The sequence below is a fragment of the Desulfovibrio sp. MES5 genome (assembly GCF_002237645.1).
In the GTDB taxonomy this organism is placed as follows: domain Bacteria; phylum Desulfobacterota; class Desulfovibrionia; order Desulfovibrionales; family Desulfovibrionaceae; genus Desulfovibrio.
Window position 1 is genome coordinate 1 of record NZ_MJUZ01000015.1, and the last position, 20869, is coordinate 20869.

General features: G+C 62.1%; 9 protein-coding genes. 2 read left to right on the forward strand and 7 right to left on the reverse strand.

The window, feature by feature from the left end; all coding sequences use genetic code 11:
* Positions 1–356 precede the first annotated feature (356 nt).
* From BCS36_RS14155 to BCS36_RS05400, 3 genes are all read right to left on the reverse strand, one after another.
* Entirely contained in the window at positions 357–1013 is a 657-nt protein-coding gene (locus BCS36_RS14155; RefSeq protein ID WP_367209221.1) for a GNAT family N-acetyltransferase, read from the reverse strand.
* A gap of 409 nt (positions 1014–1422) precedes the next feature.
* A complete protein-coding gene (locus BCS36_RS05395) occupies positions 1423–6720 on the reverse strand; it encodes a translocation/assembly module TamB domain-containing protein (RefSeq protein WP_291301889.1) in 5298 nt (1765 codons plus the stop codon).
* A complete protein-coding gene (locus BCS36_RS05400; RefSeq protein WP_291301890.1) occupies positions 6720–8777 on the reverse strand; it encodes an autotransporter assembly complex family protein in 2058 nt (685 codons plus the stop codon). The genes BCS36_RS05395 and BCS36_RS05400 overlap by 1 nt, the downstream gene beginning before the upstream one ends.
* A gap of 209 nt (positions 8778–8986) precedes the next feature.
* Here BCS36_RS05400 and BCS36_RS05405 point away from each other — a divergent pair, with 209 nt between their 5' ends.
* Positions 8987–9334 carry a DsrE family protein gene (locus BCS36_RS05405; RefSeq protein WP_291301891.1) on the forward strand — a complete coding sequence of 116 codons (348 nt, stop codon included), beginning with the start codon at positions 8987–8989 and terminating at the stop codon, positions 9332–9334.
* Between the two features lie 242 nt (positions 9335–9576).
* On the forward strand, positions 9577–10410 hold the full coding sequence (thiM, locus tag BCS36_RS05410) for a hydroxyethylthiazole kinase (RefSeq protein WP_291301892.1): 834 nt from the start codon (positions 9577–9579) through the stop codon (positions 10408–10410).
* A gap of 342 nt (positions 10411–10752) precedes the next feature.
* On the opposite strand, the gene glgP is transcribed toward thiM, so the two are convergent.
* The 4 genes from glgP to BCS36_RS05430 all read right to left on the reverse strand — a co-directional run bounded on the left by glgP (position 10753) and on the right by BCS36_RS05430 (position 20823).
* Positions 10753–15009 (reverse strand): alpha-glucan family phosphorylase, encoded by a 4257-nt coding sequence (gene glgP, locus BCS36_RS05415; RefSeq protein WP_291301893.1) that lies wholly within the window; start codon positions 15007–15009, stop codon positions 10753–10755.
* Between the two features lie 256 nt (positions 15010–15265).
* Entirely contained in the window at positions 15266–16717 is a 1452-nt protein-coding gene (locus BCS36_RS05420) for an alpha-amylase (RefSeq protein ID WP_291301894.1), read from the reverse strand.
* Positions 16714–18072, reverse strand: coding sequence for a glycosyltransferase (locus tag BCS36_RS05425; protein WP_291301895.1), 1359 nt, complete (start codon positions 18070–18072; stop codon positions 16714–16716). Before BCS36_RS05425 ends, BCS36_RS05420 begins: the two co-directional genes overlap by 4 nt.
* Before the next feature lie 408 nt (positions 18073–18480).
* Entirely contained in the window at positions 18481–20823 is a 2343-nt protein-coding gene (locus BCS36_RS05430) for an amylo-alpha-1,6-glucosidase (protein ID WP_291301896.1), read from the reverse strand.
* Between the last annotated feature and the right edge of the window lie 46 nt (positions 20824–20869).

Here is a 20869-nt window from a genome sequence, read left to right on the forward strand (position 1 = left end):
ATGTGCGTCATTTCAAAGATTATCTGGTCTGAGTACCGGTAACTTTGAAAAAGTTACCGGGCTCTAACGCTGTACGAGAGTGCAGCGCGCCACAGCGTGGCGTGTATTCTGCCGGAAATCGCATTTTCGGCAGAATGACACTTTGAACTGTGCATCATTTCAAAGATTATCTGGTCTGAGTACCGGTAACTTTGAAAAAGTTACCGGGCTCTAACGCTGCACGAGAGTGCAGCGCGCCACAGCGTGGCGTGTATTCTGCCGGAAATCGCATTTTCGGCCGAATGAGACTTTGAACTGTGCATCATTTCAAAGATTATCTGGTCTGAGTACCGGTATACGTAAAAAGGGTACACGCTCTATGGCCGCCGCCATCGCATATGCAGCAGCGGGTACGGGCGACCCTGCCCGTCCACGGGAGAACGCCCCGTCACCACAAAACCCATGTGTTCATAAAAAGCCAGGGCGGCGGGGTTCTGCTCATTGACGTCAAGGGTCAGTGTCGCGCCTTCCGCCATGGCTCGCTGCCGCGCATGACCAAGAAGCCTCTTGCCGATGCCGAGGCCGAAATATTCCGGCTCCACAAACAGCATTTCTATCTGCGGCCAGTTGCAGCCCATAAATCCGACCGGACGGAACGCATCCGCGCGAGGCACATCTGGTCCAAGCACATCTGGACCAAGCACATATGGGCCGGGTGTATCCGGGGGAAAGGCATTGCGCCGGGGCTGGTTCACCGCGCCTTCAGGTTTTGCGCCCGTGTTGTCAGGGATACCGGCCTCTGGCGCTTTTGGGCTGGAATGGCCGTATTCCGCCACCCACAGTTCTTCCACGCCAGGCAGATATTCCTGCAAGATGGCAGCGTACAATTCGTCCACGGCCTGCGGCGTGAGAAAGTGGTGTGTTGCGACAACGCTGCGCTTCCAAAGGTCGGCCAGGGCGGCATGGTCAGCGGTCACGGCGCGGCGCAAGTGCGGCACTGCACCGGCAGTGGGCGTATGGGGGTGCTGTTGCATGTGTGTTGTCCTGAAGTCTTGAGAAAAAACAGCCTGCCGCCGCGTTGTGACCATTTTTGTTCTGATCATTCCCATTCCGGCCATGGCCTCACGGTTACTCATGAGGGCGCAGACTCTCGCCAGGTGCAAGGCCTACCGCAGCGCCGTATGAGGCGTCAAGCCGCGCTGTGGCAACAGCGCGCCGTAGCTGCGCGCGGCGTTACGCCGCCGCGTGTCAGGACTGTCAAGTTGGGCAGATACCCATTGCGGTGGTGTGCTGTGTGGAAGGCGCTGTATCCCTTCCCGCAGATCCGAAACCTCGCCCTGGTACACTAAAAAACAGTAAAAGTTTTGGGGGGAGGGGGTGTGGGGGAGGAGACCCTTTTACAAAAGGGTCCCTCCCCCACAAAGCCTTTCAATTCTACCAGCTCTAATAATTGTACTTCCAGCGTATGCCGCCCCAGGTGCTCTGCTGTTCGGAGCGCAGTTCCAGGCTGGTGCGAGGCGTGATTTCAAGCTGTATGATAAAGGCCGTGCTGCCCTGCTTCATGCCCTGCTGTACGCCTACGTAGATGATGTCAGTGATGTATTTGCCCATTTCCACCGACGTGCCGGCGCCCATGCCCTCATCTTCGGACTGGCCGCCAGAGGCAGTGCCTGGGGTGGAGTTCAGCCGCAGCACATCTACGCCCAGCGCCTTGCGGGTCAGGTCAAAGATGCCGCCGCCACCGGAGCCAAAGCCCGCGAGCTGGGCCACCGCTCCGGCAAGCCGCAGGTTTTCCAACCGCCCAAGTTCGTTGGTGCTTTTGCCAAAAAGAATCTGGGCCAGGATTTCGTCTCTGGGCATTTCCGGTTCACTGCTCAAGGTCAGTTTCATCTTGCGCACTGTGCCAGATATGGTCACATAGGACGTAAGGTTGGGCGTTTCGTTGGAAAGCTTGATGTCCAGCAGGGGGTTGCTCAGGGCTCCCCCGGCAAAGGTGATGGTGCCGCGCGAGAGCTTGAAAACCTTGGTCAGGAAATCAAAGGTCCCTTTGACCGCCGTGATTTGCCCCGTGATCTGCGGGTCTTCAGGGGTGCCGGTTACCAGCAGGTCGGCTTTCCATTCACTGGTAAGCCCGTGCCCTTCCACAAAGAAGCGGCCCGGAATCACAATATTCAGGTTCAGGCTGCCCTGGGCGGCGGGTTTTTCAGCGGCGGCTTGCTGCGCAACCTGTGAAGGGTCGGGCGCTTCCGTGATGGGCAGGGTGGTGACGCTGCCGCCCACGGCCAGCTTGTTAAGCAGTATAAGCCCCTGGTTGACGATGATCTTGCCAGCCACCTGCGGGGCGGCGGCACTGCCGGTCACGCCCGCTTCGCCTGAAAGTTCGATGCGTATGTCGCGGCGGCTCAGGGGTCGCAGATGGTCGATTGTGGTCTTGATGTCCAGCCTGCTGCCGTCAAGGCTGGCGAATCCGGCCACGCGCAATTTGCCGCCAAGACCGCCGGAGGCGTCGAGTTCCAGTCGGGCCACGCCGGGCAAGCCACCCTGTTTTTTGCCGGAACCGCCGCCGCGCCCTTCCTCAAGGTTGAGGCGCAGGTTGATATTGGTCAGCAGCACGCCCTGGAGCAGGTTTTCATACTTGCCCTTATCCACCAGAACGGCTCCCTTGGCGGAAGGGGCAGCCAGGGTGCCGTCCAGATCAACGTTTACGGCCACGTTGCCAGCAAAGCGCTGATCCGCGATGGGCAGCAGGGACCAGAGCGGCCCGGCGGCTCCTTTCCAGCGAACCTGCCCGCGCAGGGGGCCCTGCATGTTGGGCTGGGGCAGGCCGTCCTTGCCGAAAAGCAGGGGCAGGCGCACTTCAAGCCGGGCTTCACTGCCGCCCAACGCCTGAACGCTTTCCTTGTCCATATCCAGTCGGGCCACAAGGCTGCCGCTGGAGCCGCCGCTTGCCTCAATGCGGCCAGTGAGCCCCACATTGAGGGGCTTCAACGGGCTACTGGGGATGCGCAACTGCCGGACGCCAAGGCGGAAATTGCCGCCGGGCTGCGAGGGGCTGCCCGTAAGGCGGGCCTGCGCTTCTACCGTGCCTTCGGGCAGGGCGGGCACAAATTTTTTCCACGGGGTGAGGGCGAGCCCTTCAAGGTCAAGACGCACGTCCATCTTGTTCTGCCCAAGAAATGCCTGGGCGCGCAGCCTGCCGCCGGGAACAAGGCGGATGTCCAGTCCTTTCAGGTCAAGCCCGGCATCGCCGTAGCGCAGGGCAGCTCCCGGCGCTGCGCGGAAGCCGAGGTCGCGTCCGCTCACATGGGCCTCAAGCCTTTGCACCTGCACAAGGCCCGGCTGCCAGCGCGCGTTGACGTTGGCGGCCACTGAGCCGCTCGTTTCAACACTGGCGTCCAGAGGGCCGCTGAGAGCACCATTGGCACGCACCTTGACGCCGAGGGACAGATCACCCTGACGAACATTGCCTAGGTCTATGCGCGCGGCCAGACTGCCCGGCCCGAAAACGTCCTTGAGCGCAAGCTCGCCAGCAAGATTGCGCAGGGTAAGGGGGGCGCTGGCCCCGGCGCTGTAGCTCAGGCGGGGCACGTTGAAGCGCAGTTCGGCCTTCTGGCTGTAGCGCTGCGCCGGTTCCGCCGTGGCGGACGCGGGCGCGGCAGGGCTGCCGGAAACAGCAGGCGTTGCGGGCGGGTTTTCGCTGGCAGACTGCGAGGGCTTGGCGGCCTGGACGGCGCTGTGCCCGTTCTGGTCATTGGGGGCGGCGGTGTTGCTGGCTGCAGTGGTCACGGCTACTCGGTCGGCCCGCAGTTCAAGGCTCAGGGCAGCTTCGCCGTCAAGGCGCGCGCCCGGCACAAGAGTGGAAAGCGCCGCCCAGTCGGCCACGCGCACATCTATCTTGCCGTCGCAGGCGGGCATGGAGCCTGGGGGCAGACTGGCCGTCACCTGACCGGCGGCTGCAAGCCCAAGGGCGTTGAGGCGTAGATTGCGCAGGCCAGCCTGCAACATGTCTTCCTCACCCCGGCCCGCAAAAATCTGGCTTTCCAGGCTCAGGGGCTGACCGTCCCATCGGCCGCTCACGTCCAGTTGCACCGTGAGTTCTGGTCTTTTGGCCGAGGCGGCTTTTGGGGGCGCATCTTCGGCCTGTGTGGCAGTTTTATTGGGCGCGGCGTCTGCACGCTGTGCGGTACTTTCACCCGGCGCGGCGTCGGGGGCTTTGGTGGGCGCGGCTGCCGGGGCGGTCGGAGCGGCATTTGGGGCGGCAATGTCCTGTTTGTGGTCCTGAACCACCATGAGAGCTTCCTGCCAGTTCAGCGGGGCCGCGCCAAGGTGCACAACTGCCTGTTCAAGCTTGTGCGTGCCCATGCGCAGGTCGGCGCATTCCACACGCAGGGTAAGGTCAGGGGCGGCCAAGGGCCCGGCGGCGGTGAGGCGCACTGTGGCAGGGGCGGCCAGCATGTCCAGCGGATCAGCGCTTTCTTTGGTAGTGGCGGCCTGGGCAGCGGTCTGAGCGGGAGGCTGGACGGCAGCCTGCGCAGCGGTTGCGGGCGTGCTTTTGGAGGGAGCAATGCTGATCTGCAAGTCCACATCCAGAGGGCCTGAAAGCCACGATGATCCCTGCGGGGAAGTTTTTTGCGACGGTGCGGTTTGCAATGGCGCAGCGTGTGAAGGCACGGCCTGCGTGGGTGCGGACTGTAGGGCTGCGGTCTGTGAAGGCGCATCTTGCGGTGATGCGGCCTGTTGTGCTGTTGCGGCCTGCGGGGGCGTACTCTGCTGTGTTGTTGCGGCCTGTGAAGATGGCGCTTGCGGGGTAGCGGTTTGCGCAGGGGCAGTCGACGGAGTTCCGGCCTGAGCAGGCTTCGCCAATGGTGACGCGGCCCGTGAAACTGCGCCGTGCTGTACAGCGCCCCCGGCAGGCGCGGCGGGCGTGCTTTGCCAAAAGGCATGCCCTGCCGTGGACAGCGGGCCAGCCTGAATGGAGAATTTGTTCAGGCCCACACGGGCGACGGTGGCCATGGCCTCCGGCGAACCCGGAGCGCCGGGTTTTTCGGGGGCTTCCACCTCCGCACCCAAAGCCAGCGAAATTCTGGCTCCACCGCCGAGCAACGTTGCCAGAGGGCCGGAGGCGGCATTTGCAGAGGTGTTGTCCACGCCCTGCGCGGGGGCTGCGGTGGTCACGGCAGTGGCGGGCGTGGGGGGCGTAGCGGCTGTGCCAGAAGCGGTGTTGGCCGTCGCGGGTGTGCTGCTGGCGGTTGCGCTTGTGGCGGCAGGGGTGGGTACAGTGGCTGTGGAGGCCGACGTAGCCTGACCAGCCTGTGCGTCCGCTCCGGCGGACGGGGCTGTGCGGGCGGCGTCCCCGGCATGTCCGGCAGGCAGTACCGTGGCTTCAAGCGTGCTGTCCACGGTCAGCGCCAGAGTTGAGGGCGAAACTGTTCCCGATCGGCGCGGGGTGAAATTCATTTCAAGGCGCGCTTCAAGGCCACCGCTGGGTACGCCGGTCAGGGGCAGAGGGGCGTCGTTTACGCCGTGGGCTGTCAGCAGGACTGTGAGATTGCCCCCCGTGCTTCCGGCCTTGAGGCTGGCTGCAACATTGGCCAGAAAATAACTGTCTGTGCGGAGGCTGGCATCGGGCAAACTGGCATCGGGCAAACTGGCTGCGGGCAGAGCCGCAGTGGGCGACGCTTCACCCTTGGCCACATCAGGAGTACTGGTGGCATCAGGAATTACGGCGGTTGCAGCAGTTCCGGCAGCATTAGGGGTTCCGGGGGCGGGTGCGCCCGACATGTCCTGCCGGGCGGCGCTTTTGGCCGCGCCATGTTCTGCCGCGCCCGCGTTCTGGCCCTCAGCCGCACTGTTTCCGCTCCCGGCCGCCAGAGTATTGGTCGGAGTTTTGGCCGGGGTATTGGCAGAGGCGTCTGCCGAGGCATTGGCCGAAACATCGGGTTTGGCGTCTGCCGAGGCATCGGGCTTGGCGTCTGCCTTCGCATCTGTCCTGACATTGGCTGTGGTCCCGGCTGGCGGCAGTGCGCCAAGCAGGCTTGCAGGAAGCTGCGCATCCACAACGGCCACCCTGTCCAGAAGCACATCGGGCAGCCAGCCCGGCAAGGCGCTGATGGTACGCACGGTCTCGCCAAGCATTTCACGCAGCGACGCTTCCGTGAGCGGCGGCGAAGGGGGCTCGGGGGCAGACGGAGGCAGCTCGGGCAGGCGCAAGAGGCGTGCTCCGTTGCTGGTCAGTTCGGCAATGCGCATACGCCCCGGCAGGGCGGCCCAGTCCCAGACAAAGGTGTTCTGCGGCGCTTCAAGCCACAGGCCGTAGGCGTCGGCGAGTTCCACGCCCGCCTGCACTCTGAAGGGCAGAGCGCCCGAAAGGCTCGTCAAGCGGATATGCAGGCCGCTTTTTTCCGCAGAAGCGGCCAGAACGGCATTGACCTCATCCTTGATCCAGGCCTGGACGTTTTCATTGCGCAAGGCCAGCAGCACGCCAGCCAGAAAGAACAGCAGCAAAAGCAGCAGAAAGACCAGCCCGCGCCAGACCGCAGCCCAGATGCGGGCCGCCAGGCCCCGGTGTTTATCGTTCCCGCCGGGGCCCTGAGGCGTGCCCGTGCCAGCGCCAGCCACGCCAGAGGCGGCCGCGTCGGACGCCGTTACGCTGGATGGCGTTACGTCGGAAGCCCCGGTCCCGGCCCTGGAGCCGTCCGCCGTGGCGTCAGTCTGCGCGGGATGTGTGGGTGCGCTCGTCATCAGAAGGACTGCCCTATGCTCACGTAGATTTGTATGGGGGGATCGCCGTCCCTTGGTTGCAGGGGCGTGGCCACGTCCAGCCGCAGCGGTCCGATGGGCGTGAAATAGCGCAGACCAATGCCCGCGCCCCAGTCCATATCGCCCAGGATGCGGGGCACTTCGTCCCTGTAGACCATGCCGCCGTCCAGAAAGGGAACAATGCCCACATCATCGGTAATCTTGTAGCGCGCCTCCAGGCTGATTTCCTGAAAAGACCGCCCGCCCAGGGGATCGCCGTTTTTGTCCTCCGGCCCCACAGACTGGTAGGGATAGCCGCGCACCGACCCCGCGCCGCCAGCGTAGTAGCGCAGGCTGCCGGGAATATTGCGCAGGGCCGCGCCGGACATGGCCCCTGCCTCAACCCTGCCCGCCATGATCAGCTTGTCGTCGGGCCGCCCGTCTTTGTGGAAGGGCGCGTAGTAGCCGCTGGCTTCCAGCGAACCGGCCATGACAGTAAAGCTTTCGCCGTAAAAACCTGTGTAGGGATTGGCTTTGACGGTGATTTCCGAACCGCGCGTGGGATTGAGAATATTATTGCGGCTGTCGCGCCGCACGCTGGCCTTGGGGCCAATGTAGCCGTAAAACTGTTCGGAGTTGTCGTTTTCCTTGATGGAGCCGCTCTGGCCCCCGGCCCCGAGGCTGGCCCACCAGAAGCGCGAGACGCGCCGCTCCAGCGCCGCAGAAACGCTGCCTGCCGTGCTTTTGTATGCCTCTGTATTTTCGCGCAGGGCCGAGGCGGACGCCAGCAAACGCTGTTCGCGCACAAGAAAGGCGGGTTTTTCAAATGCCGCCTTGATGCCTTGAACCTGTGTGGCGATGGGGGCGCTGACCACGAGCTTTTCCCCATTGTCGAAAAGGTTGCGGTGTTCCCAGAAGCCTTCCACGCCGAGGCCCGTATCCGTGTCATACCGGGCGCTGCCGCCAACGGAACGGAAGGGCAGTTCGGCCACGGTCACTTCCAGAGGCAGCACGGGCACGCCGTCCTTGCTTCTGGTGGGAGCGCCGTTGGCAGCGGCGTCATTCTTGGCCAGCAGCTCTTCCTGCGGGCGTATCTCCACAGAGCGGAAGAGTCCCAGCCCGCGCAGGTTGTTGGCGTAATCGTCCATCAGCTCGGCGTCCCACGGCTCCTCGCCGGGAACCCAGGGGGCGAGCCTTTGCAGGTAGGCTGCGTTGACGCCCTCGTTGCCCTTCACGTCAATGCGCCCCATGAGGGCAGGCGGGCCGGGATCAATGGTGATGTCGGCGTTGACCTCGCGTTTTTCGCGGTCAAGGGTGTAGCGCGACTGGGTCACTGAGGCCAGGGGGTAGCCCTGTGTGCGCAGTTTTTCCGGCAGATCTTCAACGGCGCTCAGCAGGGAGTCGGCCACCACGGGTTTGCCTACGGCGACCCCCGGCAGGGTTGCAGGAAAGGACGGCGGCGGCAGGGTTACTGTTTCCAGACCCCAAAACCCCACTTCACGCTCACGGGTCTTGAAATAGCCGGGCACATCGGGCGGCGGGTCGTAACTTACGTTGGCGCGGCCCAGCGTGTAGCGCGGCCCGGCCGTAAGGGTGAGGGTCACGCGCACGGGCTTGGCTTCTTCGTCCAAGCTGAAGTCCGCTGTGCCCTCATAGTAGCATTGGGAGTGCAGAAGTTTGACCGCTGTTTCCACATCGGCGCGGGCGCGGCGTTCCAGGGCCAGCATGCTGTCGGGCGGCTCCTTGGCAAGCTGCTCCAGCTGACTCACGGACTTCATCTTGCCTTCAAGGGAGGATGGCCCGTTCTTGACCTTGATGCGAAGGGCATAGGGCACAGGATCCCCACGCCATGCGGCTTCAAGGGATTCCTGCTCTTTTTGCTCGTGGGGATCCTCAGTCTTTGCCGAAAGCAGGCCGCAGCCGGAAAGCTGCAGTAAGAGCAGCAGCGCGCAAAGAGCGCGTAGCGGCGCTAGCCAGGGGTCTGCGTGTTCGCCGGAGGGGTTTGGAGCATGGTGGGGCCGTGCGGGCCGCAGGATTTTTATGCTGAATACACTGCACATGCGTAACGATACGCTGTATGGTTTTTCTTAGCAAGAAACATTCGCATATTGTGGTCTTTTTATGAGCAATATTGCTTGGCTACAGGATCCCCCCCTGAGCCTTGCTTGGCAAAATGTCAGCCCCCTGCTACTACTTGTATCGTGCCCGGCGTTGTGTGGCCGCGCCGTTGTCACTCACGTTTCGGCTGCAATTTTTATGGAGAACAAACATGAACTACGATCTTTGTCTGCACATAGACAGCAAGGAATCTGCCATCCTGAAGCTGGTTCTGATGAACGCGGCCAACTACATCAAGGCCTTGCCCAATGAACGCTATCAGCTGGTGGTGGTGGCCAATGGCCCTTCCGCAGCCCAGTTTCACAAGAGTAATGAAGAATTCCGCGCCATAGCCGCGCCGCTTCAGGAACAGGGTTTGCGCATTCGGGTTTGCGCCAATGCCCTGGCCAACAGCAACATGACGCCCGAAGACCTCTGGCCCGGCTGCGACGTCGTGCCTGCCGGACTGGTCGAAATAGTACGCCTGCAACGTGAAGGCTTTGCCTACATCAAGCCCTAGAGGGCGGATGCGGGAGCAGACGTCCGCCGAGGAGGCGTAAGCGCAATTTATTTGTGCTGTTAAGCGCCGGAGCGGGCGTCTTGAAAGCATTGAGAATGGATATTCTCAATGCGAAAATGCTCTGGACAGGGTCGCCTCCGTAGTCGGCGGCAGAGCGCGCTCAGGGCAGCCCGTGGCGTTTTTCGCCCCTGTGCGGCGTATGTCTGCGCACGGGGGGCCGGCTGTGCCGGAAGGAGAAGTGCATGAGATTCTTTGCGGATATTCTGGATACCGTGCGGCGGCGCGGCCCTGTGGTGCACTGCATTACAAACTACGTCACCGTGAACGACTGCGCCAACATAATCCTGGCCGCTGGCGGGTCGCCCATAATGGCTGACGACATTGCTGAAGTGGAAGATGTGGCGACTCTGGCGCAGGCTCTGGTCATCAATATCGGCACGCTCAACAGCCGCACCGTTGAGGCTATGATTGTTGCGGGCAGGCGCGCCAACAGTCTGGGACGGCCAGTGGTGCTTGATCCTGTGGGCGCGGGCGCTACGGCCCTGCGTAACAGCTCTTTGCAAAGCCTGTTGCGTGAAGTGCGTTTTGCGGCCATCAGGGGCAATGCTTCAGAAATTGGTTTTCTGGCTGGAGAGGACGCCAGAGCCAGAGGCGTGGACGCCGAGGACGCCTCTCTTGTCACCGAGGGCAACCTCACGGGCGCGTGCGACATGGCCCGGCGGCTGAGCGACCGTACGGGGGCCGTGGTGGTGATCAGCGGAGCCATAGATATTGTGGCCCATGCCCAGGGGGTATGGACGGTACGCAACGGACACCCGCTCATGGCGCGCATCACGGGCTCGGGCTGCATGTCGGCAGCCATCATCGGCTGCTGTCTTGGGGCTGCGCCCGACGAAGCGCCCCAGGCGTGTCTGTGCGCTGTAAGCAGCATGGGCGTGGCAGGAGAAATTGCCGCTGAAACTATGGTGGTTGGCGTCGGGGGCGGCACAGGCAGCTACCGCGCTCTGCTGATGGACGCCATGAGCATGCTTGACGGGCCAACGCTCACCTGCCGTGCCAACGTGAAAAACGTGTAGCCGCAGCGGGCGGCATTGACAATGCCGGTCTGCCCCTGTTGCTTTCTGTGCCCGTATGTCTCAGACGAACAATCTTTTGAAGCAGCATGCTTCAAGCCTTTCAACATAATGATGCTGCAGCGACGTCGTAAGAAAAGTCGTAACACGCTGCAATGAAAGCGGGCCGCCTTTGGGCGGCCCGCTTTCTGTCAGAAGGGTTTTAACGCAGCATAAGCCACTACTATTATGGCGGGTAGTTACGCAGCCGCTATACCAAGATAGAATTAAGAGTGTTAGACAGTGCCATCACCCCGCCGACATGCCGGTCGGCTGTGCCCGCCTGTGACCGCCTGTGACCGCGACCTATGCCCACAGGACGAGGCCCGTTTCAAGCGGCGAGGCCAGGTCTTTATGGAAGGGCATGACGCGAATGCCATAGCGGTACTGTCCGCTGTGCGTCGGTATGTAGGTGGCCGCATAGGTTTTGCCGCCATTGCCATTGTCTGAGTTGCGAGGCTCAAGCCGCAGTATTTCGGGTTTGTCGATGAAGTTGCCGTCAATAAGCGCGCGGCCAATAACAAGCTGGGCCAGGATTTCTTCGGGCTGCATTTCGCCAATGTGGATATGCAGACGGACGCTCACGGGGTCGCCGCAGATCATTGTATTGTTTTCCACGCCGCTGATGAGCATCTCCTCCACCTTGACGGTGCCGAACCGGGCGGGCAGGTCTTTTGCCCAGGCGGCCAGCTGGCGGCAGGCGGCCCAGTCGTTTTCAGCCAGCATGTTGCGGCGGCGCGCCGCCCGCAGGTAGTACTGGCGGATGTAGTCGTTGAGCATGCGGTTGCTGCTGTACATGGCGGTAAGGCTTTTGAGGGAGCGCTTGGCCATGGCGATCCACTGGGCGGGCAGGCCGTTCTGGTTGCGTTCAAAGTACAGGGGCAGCACGGCATTTTCCAGCAGGCCGTACAGGGATTCCGCGTCAATGTAGTCGTTCTGCTCGCTGCTGGGCAGTTCATTGGTGACTACGGGGCCGATGGTCCAGCCGTTTTGCCTGTTGTAGCCCTCGCACCACCAGCCGTCCGAGATGCTCAGGTTCACGCCGCCGTTGACGGGCAGTTTCATGCCGCTGGTGCCCGAAGCCTCGTGGGGACGGCGGGGCGTGTTGAGCCAGACGTCGCAGCCCTGCGACATGAGCCTCGACACGGCCAGACTGTAGTTTTCAAGAAAGAAGATGCGCCCCAGAAAACGTTCGTCCTGGCACATGCGCATGACTTCCTGGATGAGGTTTATGCCTGCCTCATCCGCAGGATGCGCCTTGCCGGAAAAGACCAGAACCACAGGGCGGTCGGGATTGTTGAGAATGCGCGCCAGACGGTCGGGATCGGCAAAGAGCAGGGTGGCGCGCTTGTAGGGCGCAAACCGCCGGGCAAAGCCGATAATGAGTGTTTCGGGCTTGAGCAGAGCTTCCATATTCTTGCGGGTGACGGGGTCCAGCTTGAAGCGCTGGGCAAAGACGGGAACCCGCTTGCGCAGGGCGTCAAGCAGCGCCTCCTTCTGGTTCTGGCGGGCGGCCCAAAAGGCGTCGTCGGGGATTTCGTCCACCTTGTCCCATGTGCCGGCGCCGGGCTGGGACTGCATCCAGCCGGAGCCAAGGTATTTGAGCAGCAGTTCATGCATCCAGCTGCCCACGTAGGAGGGGGTGTGCACGCCGTTGGTGACGTGTCCTATGGGCGTTTCCGCCGTGGGCAGGCCCTTCCACAACTTGTTCCACATGTGGCGCGAAACAACGCCGTGCAGGCGACTGACGCCGTTGGCCCAGCAGGAAAGGCGCAGGGCCAGCACGGTCATTTCAAAGGCCTGGCTGTCGCCGCCCTCGATCTGCCCCAGTGCGGTGAACTGCTGCCATGAAAGGTTGAGGCTTTGCGCCATGCCGGTGAAATAGCGGCCCATAAGTTCGAGAGAGAAGGATTCGTTGCCCGCCGATACGGGGGTGTGGGTGGTAAAGAGCGTGTTGGAGCGCACGCGCGTCATTGCTTCGTCATAGTCCATGCCCTGGGTCATGCAGTCGCGCACCCTTTCAAGAGCCATAAAGGCCGAATGCCCTTCATTCATGTGATACACGCTGGGGATGATGTCCAGGGTACGCAGAAGGCGCATGCCGCCCTGACCCAGCAGGATTTCCTGCAGCAGCCGTGTTTCGCGGTTGGCTTCATAGAGGCGGTCTGTGATGCGGCGGTCTTCATCGGTATTGCGGGGAGTGTCCGTATCCATAAGGTAGAGCGCCACCCGGCCTACCTGCAGCCGCCACACACGGGCAAAGAGAATGCGCCCTGGCAGTTCCAGCTGCACATAAATGTCTTCTCCGAAGGCATCGTGCACCTGCTTTATGGGCATCTGGGCAAAGTTGTTGACGGGATACTGCGCCACCTGGCGGCCATTGGAGTCGATCTCCTGCATGAAGTAGCCGCTCTTGTAGAGCAGGCCTATGCCCACCAGAGGCAGGGCCATGTCCGAAGCGGACTTGAGATGGTCGCCTGAAAGAACGCCAAGGCCGCCGGAATAGATGGGTATGGACTCGCTGAGCCCGTATTCCGTAGAAAAGTAGACAATGGGGTGTTCTGGCGTCACGTCCTGGCTGAGGGAGCGGATGGGTTCGGCCATATAGGCGTCAAAGCTCTCCATTACCTTGTGGTACATGTCCATGTATTCTTCGTTGGCCATGAGCTCCTTGAAGCGGGCGGGCCATGCCTCTTCAAGCATCCTCAGCGGATTGCGGCAGGCTTCCCACAACTGGGGGTTCAGGGCCATGAAAAGGGCCTTGGCGTAGTCGTGCCAGCACCACCAGATGTTCTGGGCAAGTTCGCGCAGGCGGGCAAGCTCGCGGGGCACTTCGGCCACAGCCATGATGGGCCGCAGAAAGGGCGTGGCCGAGCAGGAGGCCGTGAGCACCCGCGTGAGCGCGCCGTGGCCTGCGTCGTGATCGGCGCGGGTTTCAGATTTGGTAAGAGCGATATGAAAAGCCTTCAGGTAGTTATCGAAAAAATAACTCCAGGATGTTTTTTCGGCCAGGGCGCGGGCGTAGCCGCGCCAGGTGTGCAGGTCTTCGGCAGGGCAGGCGGCGGCAACAAGTACTTTTTCGTGCAGCACATTGGCGCTCTGCTCAAAGTTCATGCCGCGCCGGGGCATGACGTACACGCCCCTGTGATCCATGCCCGCTTGCTTCATCTGTTCCCTGGCCCACATGCCGAAGCCCGAAAGGTCGGTAGTGAGAGTGGGCACGGCCCAGGCAGCGCTTTCCTGCGGCGTATAGCCCCAGGGCTCGTACCAGGAGGGGAAGAAACCCACGTCGCAGGCAGCAAGGATTTCTTCGTAGGGCATATTCAAAAAGCCGTCGTGCCCGTCGAGCATGGCGGGCACAAAGATTACCTTGATGCGCCGTTCCGGCCTGTTGTTGAGCCCGAGACGGCGGCAGGCGTTGATAATGGGATCCTGCGGGGCATTCCACACATAGTGGGTGCAGATGAAGGGCTGGCCGTTGTCCGTGTCTGCCGGGTCGCCGGACACAGCCGCTGGGTTGACGCCCGTGTGGCCGCCCATAACCATGCAGAGAACAAGAATGGAAGTGTCCGTGCCGGACAGGTTGCGGTCGGCCTGGGCCAGGGCGTCCAGAAAAATGTCCACGCCCTTGTTGTGCATCTCGTAGCGGCCTGAAATGATGAAAATGCGGGTGTGCTCCGGCAGGGGGCCGCGCAAGAAGCGCCCTGCGGCTTCCATTATCTTTGCCCTCGTGGCCGAAGGCACGCTGCGGTCTTCGGAATAATCGGGTATGACGCGCAGATCCAGACCGTTGGTGGTGATGACGTCGGGCTGGCGGCCCAGAAATACCGTGGATTCCTCGCCGGTGATGGGGCTCACGGTGGTAAAGGCGTCGGCCTCGCGCGCGGCTGTGCTCTCCATGGACCATTTGGCCGTGATGTTCAGCGCCGCCGCCTCGTTGGCCGGGTTGATGTTGCGCATGTTGGTGTAGATGTCGCGGCCAGTGGCGGCCAGGGCGCGGCCAAGCATGGTGGCGTGGGTGGTAAAGACCGTGCCCACCCCCGGCGCGAGCTTTTTGACAGTGAGCAGGCCTGCCGCGCACATCCATTCGTGAAAAAGGGCCACGCTGTGCCCCTGCATGGGCTCCACCCGTCTTTCGTGCACGGCGGCGATGACTTCACCGCAGGTGGCGGCGAACATGACGGGCTCAATATAGTCCCACCCGCCGGAAAGGGAGTCCACGCCGTAGTTTTTCCACATTTCAAAAAGCAGCTGGTTGCTGGCATAGCGCTTGTCAAACTCCACCAGTATGACCTTGGGGCGTCCGGGGATGTTCCAGCGGCCCAGACGGCATTTGAGGTCGCGGGTGGCAAGGCCTATGCGCAGTGAATCCCAGGCGTGCTCGTCGGTTTCTTCAAAGCCGGGGTTCTCTTTCAGGGCCGGGCCCAGAAGAAAGTAGTCTTCACCGAAATGTTCCACGGCCTGAAGCGCCTTGCTGGTGACGACAGAGTGAATGCCGCCCACCTTGTTGCATACTTCCCAGCTCACTTCAAACAGGGTTACCAGGGAGGAATTGAAGTCCATGTCATCTCCTTGCTCAAGATATCAGTAAGGGCCGTAACTGTGGGGAGTGGCCCCATCGTGTTGGAGTATCCGCTTCAGGGCAGTTTCGCAGATCATGCTGCGGCCAGCCGTAAGGCTTATCCGTCGCCCGACGGCTGCCGCGTGAAAGCGCCCTGGCGGGGGGCGTGCAGACGCTCGCCGTGAAGGCGCAACTGCGGGGCAGATGCGCGGCTACGCGCCCTTGCAGGCGCGCCGTCGCCCTGGCGAGAGCGTGTTATCAAGGCTGATCCGCTCCTGCGGGCGAAGCGGCGGGCTTTTTTTCTTTTGTGGCGGCCCCGGCCTTTGCGCTGGCTTTATTGCCCGGCGTTTGTTTTTTGTCAGCCACTGTTTTCTCGCCTGGCGCAGCTTTTTTGCCTGGCGCAGTTTTCTTGACGGGGGCTTTTTCCGCAGTTTTGGGCTGCGCCTTGCGGCTTTGGCCTGTACGGCGTTTTGCAGGAGCGTCTTTCGCCGGGGCTGCCTTCGCCGGGGCAGGAATCTTTTGCGGTTCTTCAACGACCTTGAGGCGCATTTCAAAGTCCGCCAGCACGTTCATGAACGTGATGTAGGCGTCATAGGGGCTGCCGAACGGGCTTGGCCTGTCCGGGGCTTCGCTGGAGAACCACTTGGTGGACATGTGGCGGAAGTGGTCGGCGGTCTGCAACCTGTCGAAATCATGGCGCAGTTCTGCCGATCCGCTGCGATCCACCCGAGAGGCCAGGGCGTAGAGGGCGTGTATGGCGTCTTTTTGCATGTCGTTGCCAAGCCACGCGGTGAGATCGCCGCTCTCGTCTTCCCAGGATATGAACTGGGGAATATCCATATTTCCGACAGGATTGAACTTTTTTACCGCCATGGCGGGCGTGGCGAAGTGAAAATCCTTGCGGGCCAGCAGGGCCTCCGGCAGGGCTTCCATAAAGTCAAAGATGCCCGAGTCCTTGCTGTGTCGCAGACCAAAGACGTGATAGTCATTGATAATATTGATGATGTCGGCTGCATCGGCCAAGCCGTGGCACCAGGAAGCGAAGGTGTCGGCCGTGAGGGGCCATGCGGGCCATGCCGTGTCGGAAAAGCGCAGGCCTATATCGTTGGAAAGGCTGGTGTTGCGCAGCAGCAGGCCAAGCCCCGGCGCGCTGGCAGGCTGGTACAGGTAGTTGGCGCTGCGCCAGCCCAGCACCTGATCCGTGCCCTCGGCCAGCACGGCCTTGAAGCCGAGTTCTGCCACCGCGACGGCGAGATCGTTGTTGTACACGCATTCCGTATGCTTGAAGGTCACGGGCTTGACGCCGAAGAGCTTTTTCAGGCGGGCCGTCTGTGCCTGCACCTGACGGTCAAACTCCTGGCGGGAATAGAGAAAGGCCAGGGAATGCGGCGCGGTCTCGGCCACAAATTCCACGCAGCCTGTTTGCGCCAGGGCCGTAAAGCTTTCAAGCACTTCAGGAACGTACTGTTCAAAGAGGTCAAGAGCCGTGCCCGAAATGGCGTAGGACACGCGAAAGTCCTTGCCGTAGCGGCGGATGAGCTTGAGCATGAGCTCATTGGCGGGCAGGTAGCACAGACGGGCCGCGCGCAGCATGGCGTCGCAGTTGTGGTCGTCGTCTTCATAGATGGAATTCTGGCCCATATCAAAAACCGTATAGCGGCGTAGCTGATAAGGTTCGTGAACCTCATAGCACAGGCATATGGCTGTCATTGGCGACCTCCGTGTACGTTGTGGTAAATGGCCAGCAACTGGTCGGCGGCATTTTCCCAACGGATGGACTTCATTTCTTCGCGGCAGTTTTTAACAAGTTCCGCCGCGAGGCAGGGATAGCGCAGGACGGCGCAGATTTTGTCCGCCATGTCGCGGGTATCCCAGAAATCGGCTTTAAGGGCGTGATCCAGCACTTCGGATACGCCCGATTGGCGTGAGAGCAGCACGGGAACGTCGTAGAGCATGGCCTCAAGAGGCGTTATGCCGAACGGCTCGGAAACGGACGGCATGACGTACAGATCGCTGAGGGCAAACATGCGGTCCACTTCTTCGCCCTGCAGAAAACCGGCAAAGTGAAAGCGGCTGCCCATGCGCAACTGGCCAGCCCGGCGGATGAGACGTGGCAGCATGTCGCCGCTGCCAGCCATGAAAAACCGCACGTTGGGGATTTTTTGCAGCACCAGCCGTGCGGCTTCCATGAAATATTCCGGCCCTTTCTGAAAGGTGACGCGGCCCAGAAAAAGCACGCGCTTTTCGTGCCGGATGCGCGGCGGGATGGGATAATGGCGCTGGGCCTCGTGACGGGCCACGGCGTTGTGCACGACCATGACCTTTTCAGGGGGTATGCCGTAACGTTCGACGACGGTTCTGCGGGTCAGGCGGCTCACGGCCACCACAACATCGGCGGCCAGCATCCCCGCCCGTTCGATGCCCGCCACCTGCTCGTTGATGTCGCTTCCACTGCGGTCGTATTCGGTGGCGTGAATGTGGACGACAAGGGGTTTGCCCGTGAGGGTTTTGGCCAGCATGCCCGCGGGATAGGTCATCCAGTCATGGGCGTGGATGACGTCGAAGTCTTCCTGAACAGCCAGAGCTGCGGAGAGGCGGCTGTAGCGCAGCACCTCGTCCATAAGGCTGGGGCCGTATCCGCCTTGCAGCGAATAGGTGAATGTTTGGGATTGACGGAATTCTTCCTCTCCCGCCTGACGTTGCGCCAGGCAATACGGCGCTTCCGCGCAGGCGCGGCCGCTGAGACGGCCCAGCGCGCCAACGTAATCCTGCGGGGTAAGATAGGGCATGAGCGGACTGTCCACTGGCAGGCAGCGTATGCCGTTGCGCCAGACTTCCTGTTGCGCCCAGTCCATGCGCTGTATCAGGTCTTCAGTGATGGGAGTTCCGGATGCCGAACGCAGGCGCAGAAATTCTCCCCGTCCCTTGCTGTCGTCGATACGGGGCAGTACAAAGATTATTTCCGCTCCCCTGCGGGCCAGGGCCTGGGTCATGCCAAAGCAGGCTGTGCCCAGACCTCCGCTGATGTGAGGCGGGAACTCCCAGCCGAACATAAGCACTCGCATGTATTCTCCCTCATGCGGCGGGGTCCTCCCGCCGGATTCAGCGACCGTTCACACCGGCCGCACAACTTTTTCCTCCGCTCCTGTTTGGACTTTTCACTTTGATATTCGTGCCTGACGGCGAAGCAGGGGGCGGCCGCGCAGGCATGGTTTTGCTGGCTGTTTATTCGGGCCGCGTGGCAACCTGCGGTACTGCCCGGCTTGCCGGGCACGCCTTGGGCAGTTTTGCGGCGCGAACCATTATAAAAATCTGCTATAACAATCCGGCATAACAGCTCAGGCTGGCAGAAACACAGTTTCAACGGCTCTCTGCCACGGCGAAAACCTGTTCCCGTAGCCAGGCACGTTCAGGCGGCAGCCCTTAGGCCATGTGGCCTGACGGTTTGCCGCAGCATTGCCAGTGAAGCTGCCCTAGCCGGACGATCCTTCCTCCGGTGTGGCGACCGGCGCGCACGAGTGATGTTTTTTGCAGCCTTCCAAATTCATGCTCACGCGGCAGACCCCCGCCGTATCGCCAATGACGGGGTGGGCCATGCGGTGGGCCGCCAGTTTCTGCCAGCGCTCGTAGACTGCGGGCGCGGCTTTTTGCAGCCGCAGCAAAAGACGCAGGCACTCGGCCACACTCCAGGCCTGGGCGATGCAGCCATTGGGTTTGTACGGGGGCGATCCGTCAAAAACTTCAGAAATGCTGCCCAGACCCGCCTGGGAAATATGGTCGCAGTAGAGCGGCGTGAGCGTGTCCAGAAGCGCCATGGCAGCGCCGTCCACATCCCAGGCCGTGCGCAGCAGGGCGTCCGCGTAGTGCCCGAGAAGCCAGGGCCAGACCGTACCCTGGTGGTAGGCCGCGTCCCGGCTGGCCGGGCCGCCGTCGTACCGTCCCTTGTAGTGCAGGTCGTCCGGGGCCAGAGTGCGCAGCCCATAAGGCGTGAGCAGTTTGTTGCGCACGCACTCCACCACCTGGGGCTGATAGTCTTCAGACAGCACGGGATGGGGCAGGGAGACCGCGAAAATCTGGTTGGGCCGCACGCTGGCGTCGAGTTTGCCGTTCTGCCAGACGTCGCCAAGGTAGCCCCCGCCGCCGTAAACCCAGAAGCGCTGGAAAAATGCCGTGCGCATGCGGCGCAAAAGCATGTCGCCCGCAAGGGGCTCTTCGCCAAAGCGCGCGGCGAGCTGGTCCGCAAAGGCCAGGGTGTTGTACCAGAGGGCATTGATTTCAACAGGGCAGCCCTGCCGGGGCGTCACAGGGGCATTGTCGGCCTGCGCGTCCATCCATGTGAGCTGGCTGTGGGCGTTGCCTGCGTGCAGCAGGCCCTCTGCGTCCACGTGTATGTCCAGCTGTCTGGCCCTGCCCGCGCCCGCGCGGTAGCCCGAAATGACCGCCTTCAGCGCGGGCCAGGCATTTTCACGCACCCAGGCGAGATGCCCGGCGTCAACCTCAAGGCAGCTTTGCAGCGCAAAGGCGTACCACAGGGCGGCGTCCACGGAATTGTATGCATGGTTGCCCTGCGGCGAAAACATATTGGGGATAAGCCCGTCTTCGACATGTCTGCCCATTTCGGCCAGAACGCGCAGGCCAAAATCCGTACGGCCAGCATGAAAGGTCAGGCCCGGCAGGCTGATGAGCGTGTCGCGGCCCCAGGCGTCAAACCAGTGGTAGCCCGCCAGCACCTCGGGCCTCCCCGACGGGGATTCGATGCAGAACTGACGCCCGACCTGGCCGAGGTGCCCCGTGAGTCCGATGCTGGCCTTGTGGGCCTTGGCGCGTTCGCGGCTGGCGGCATCCCACATCTGGTGCAGGTCCTGCCTGCAGGGATGCGTCCCCGCTGCCAGATAGACGCAGCTTTCCGCGCCGTCGGCAAGGGGGGGCATGCCCACGTCCAGCACGCCCGGCATAAAGAGGTCTTCGCTGTAGGGAAAGCCGCGCTCGCGTTCTTCAAGGTATTCCACATTGCGGCACCAGTCTGGGCGGGGCGTGAAAGAATGACGCTGGCTTGTCTGGCACTGTATGTAGAGCGTGGGCAGGCCTTCATAGGGGGTGATGCTGAAGCCGTCTGACAATGGGGTGGTTTCTGAGCGCAGGTCGGGATTGGCGTGGGTAAGCTTATGAAAATTGCGGTAGGCCAGCAGGGGGCGCAGGCGTAGCGTCAGCGGCGGCACGGGAGTTGGCCCGCGCACGCTGAAGCGCATCAGGAGCAGGCTTTCACCCCGGACAAGCTGGACTTCACGGCACAGGCGCACGTCGCCGACGCGGTAAACGCACTGGGGCCACTGGTCCAGGCGGAAGGCCTCAAGGTAGTCGTGCCCGTGGGGATAGAGCGTGCCGGGATGCTGGCGTGTGGAAAGCGTAAATTCCTTGCCGCCGCCCATGATGGACTCTTCAAGGGCGGAGAGCAGCACGTGGCGGCCATAGGGCGTATTGACCGTAAGCAGGCCATGGTATTTCCGCGTATTGCAGCAAAGGATGGTGCTGCTGGCGTAGTCGCCAAGGCCATTGGTGAGCAGCCATTCCTTGCGCAACGCTCTGCGGGTGTTCTGGCAGGCGGCTTTGTCAAAGCTGAACCGCATACAGCCTCCCTGGCGGTACGGGTGCTTATGGGAAGAGCGCTGCGTGAGGCGAGGAGGGGTGGTGAGGTCGCAGCGGGCCTGTGTGAGACTGCTGAAGGTGTGGAACCGGGAGGCAAAGAGAACCGCGCGGGCCGGGCGGAAAGAATGCTTGCGGCAGCGCTCCGTCATGCGGCGCCTTTGAATCGCCATAAGCAAGTTTCTGCCCGAAGCACGGTTGCGGCGCACGCCGCGTACA

Excerpts from the sequence above, each read along its gene's own strand:
- BCS36_RS05420 (WP_291301894.1), bottom strand. The coding sequence starts at position 16,717 with ATGACAGCCATATGCCTGTGCTATGAGGTTCACGAACCTTATCAGCTA.
- BCS36_RS05425 (WP_291301895.1), bottom strand. The coding sequence starts at position 18,072 with ATGCGAGTGCTTATGTTCGGCTGGGAGTTCCCGCCTCACATCAGCGGA.
- BCS36_RS14155 (WP_367209221.1), bottom strand. The coding sequence starts at position 1,013 with ATGCAACAGCACCCCCATACGCCCACTGCCGGTGCAGTGCCGCACTTG.
- BCS36_RS05400 (WP_291301890.1), bottom strand. The coding sequence starts at position 8,777 with ATGTGCAGTGTATTCAGCATAAAAATCCTGCGGCCCGCACGGCCCCAC.
- glgP (WP_291301893.1), bottom strand. The coding sequence starts at position 15,009 with ATGGACTTCAATTCCTCCCTGGTAACCCTGTTTGAAGTGAGCTGGGAA.
- BCS36_RS05430 (WP_291301896.1), bottom strand. The coding sequence starts at position 20,823 with ATGGCGATTCAAAGGCGCCGCATGACGGAGCGCTGCCGCAAGCATTCT.
- BCS36_RS05405 (WP_291301891.1), top strand. The coding sequence starts at position 8,987 with ATGAACTACGATCTTTGTCTGCACATAGACAGCAAGGAATCTGCCATC.
- BCS36_RS05395 (WP_291301889.1), bottom strand. The coding sequence starts at position 6,720 with ATGACGAGCGCACCCACACATCCCGCGCAGACTGACGCCACGGCGGAC.
- thiM (WP_291301892.1), top strand. The coding sequence starts at position 9,577 with ATGAGATTCTTTGCGGATATTCTGGATACCGTGCGGCGGCGCGGCCCT.